Source organism: Paracraurococcus lichenis (assembly GCF_030657435.1).
Taxonomy (GTDB): domain Bacteria; phylum Pseudomonadota; class Alphaproteobacteria; order Acetobacterales; family Acetobacteraceae; genus Paracraurococcus; species Paracraurococcus lichenis.
The window spans coordinates 1-2,093 of sequence record NZ_JAUTWS010000256.1; the positions used below are offsets into that span (position 1 = coordinate 1).

Sequence of the window (2,093 nt, forward strand, 5' to 3'; positions counted from 1 at the left end):
TGGGCGGTGCGCTCCGGCCGCTCGGTCACCTCGGACGAACTGCAGGCCACACAGTCCATTCCCGCCTCTCCACCCCGTCGAGCCCAGAGCCGGAGCCTACCAGCCCTAACCCGGCCGGCCAAACGGGCCGATTGGCGCGAAGCCTGACAGAACCTCTTCGACGACCCCACCCGTACTGCCGAGCTTGCCTATACAACGGTCGATGGCGAGCACGGTCGCATCGAGACCCGCACCAGCCTGATCTCGACTGACATCGCCTGGCTGCAAGAGCACCATGCCTGGCCGGGGCTGGCGGCCATTGGCCGCGTGCTCCGGACCCGCGAGATGGGCGACAAGGTCAGTACCGAAACCGCCTACTACCTGCTGAGCACCCCGCTCAGCGCCGAGCGCTTCGGCGAGGTGGCCCGCGGCCATTGGGGGGTGGAGAACGGCCTGCATTGGGTTCTCGATGTGACCATGAACGAGGACCAGGCCAGAACCCGCAAGGATCACGGACCGCAGAACATCGCCCTGCTGCGACGCCTGGCTCTCAACCTTGCCAAGCTCGAAGGCTCCAAGGGGTCTCTGAAAGGAAAGCGCATGCGCGCCGCATGGGACGACACCTTCCGCACCCGCCTCCTCGCCCAGTTCGGCAAAACCCATATGCGATAGCCCTGCTGGCGAGGCCGCTTTCCGTCCTGTGGCGCGGCGCTCGTGGTAGCGCTGCGAGCCGATCAGCTGCTCCAGGCCGTTGTCGGTGCGGTGACGCCAGCGGCGGTCAGGGTCAACCGCAGCCCAGCGCATCCATTGGTGAACCCGGTCAGCACCGTAGCCTTGGTTCGGCCCACGCTGTCGAGCGTTCGGCCGATCAGCGCCACGACGTCTGTCTCCGATCCGGCGACGGCTGCGAACACCTGCCGGCCGCCAGCGTCGGTTTCGGCGTTGCCAAGCTTGACCTCCAGATGTCGCTGCCCCTCCTCGCAGCTGCGGATGAAGGTCGAGTCCACGCTGACGGAGATCGCCGCCGCTGGCTCCACAGGCGCAATCGCTGGGCGAAGCTGCAGCTGTTCACCGAGCGTCGGGGTATGACGACGAAGGGTCTCATGATCTTTGCCAGCGTCGACCGGGAACAGCTGCTCCAGCACGTCCGCCGCCGTCCGATGGGTCATCAGCGCCGAGAGGTGAGCTTGCAGTCGATCGAGCTCGGGCGTCGACCGGCTGTACGATGGCCAGTCGACCCCATTCTCGATCCCGTCGCAGGCGATGCAGCGGAACCGCGGCAGTCGAACGGTCACTTCGCCGAACAGCGTTGCGAGCCGCCTCTGCCGGTAATCCTTCACATGGCAGGCGTCCCCGCAGGACCGGCAGCTTGGCCGTCTCGCAGCGTGGTCCCTGGCTTGGGCGCCAACGGTCTCGCGCTGAATGGCGGCCAGCACCTGCTTGGCTTCGGCCAAGCTCAGGCCCAGATTGGCGATGTCGCGCAGGTCACCCGGCTGCGCGATTTCCACCAGATCCGTGCTCCGAACATCACCACCAGCGCCCGTTTCTACGAACCGCACAATCCAGGCCACGCGCGCTACCCCACAGAGAGCCTTCCACCGCAGATTGTAGCCTGTCCGTTCCTGCCCCCTAACATGAGGCAGTCCCGCTGGGTCGCGGACTTCATCAGGGCCCGCGGTCATGCGCACCGCACATCAAGGCCGGACACATGACCGCACCCGACCGCGGCGCCGTCACGCCCAAAACGCCCTTGCATCCACGGGGCCGTCCACACATGGTTCTATGCCGACCTGAAGGCCTGGCAGCGCGAGCCCTGTCCCCGGCGGGCTGCCGCGCTCAGGGCCCGGTTCGACCGGATCTTCACCCGCTGCACCGGCACAGTCGTGCTCGACCGGCTGCTGGCCCGCCTGCATCGCCGCAAGGCCGAACTGCTGCGCGTGCTGGAGCGGCCGGAGATCCCGCTGCACACCAACGGCTCGGAAAACGACATCCGCGCCTGCGTCACCAAGCGCAAGATCTCCGGCGGCACCATGAGCGAGGATGGCCGGACCGCCCGCGACGTGCTGCTCGGCCTGATGAAGACCTGCCGCAAGCTCGGCGTCTCATTCTACCGA

2 protein-coding genes and 1 pseudogene are annotated in these 2,093 nt (G+C 67.1%); 2 read left to right on the forward strand and 1 reads right to left on the reverse strand.

Annotated elements, in window-relative coordinates:
• Positions 1–159 precede the first annotated feature (159 nt).
• Positions 160–651: pseudogene (locus Q7A36_RS39485) on the forward strand (ISAs1 family transposase); the annotation flags it as partial.
• Positions 652–713: 62 nt separating this feature from the next.
• Here Q7A36_RS39485 and Q7A36_RS39490 read toward each other — a convergent pair.
• The gene (locus Q7A36_RS39490; protein ID WP_305109266.1) at positions 714–1,550 is read right to left on the reverse strand and encodes a hypothetical protein; all 837 of its coding nucleotides are present in this window, start codon (positions 1,548–1,550) and stop codon (positions 714–716) included.
• 219 nt (positions 1,551–1,769) lie between these two features.
• Here Q7A36_RS39490 and Q7A36_RS39495 point away from each other — a divergent pair.
• Positions 1,770–2,093: IS66 family transposase (locus Q7A36_RS39495; protein WP_305109267.1), on the forward strand; the 324-nt coding region annotated here is incomplete at its 3' end.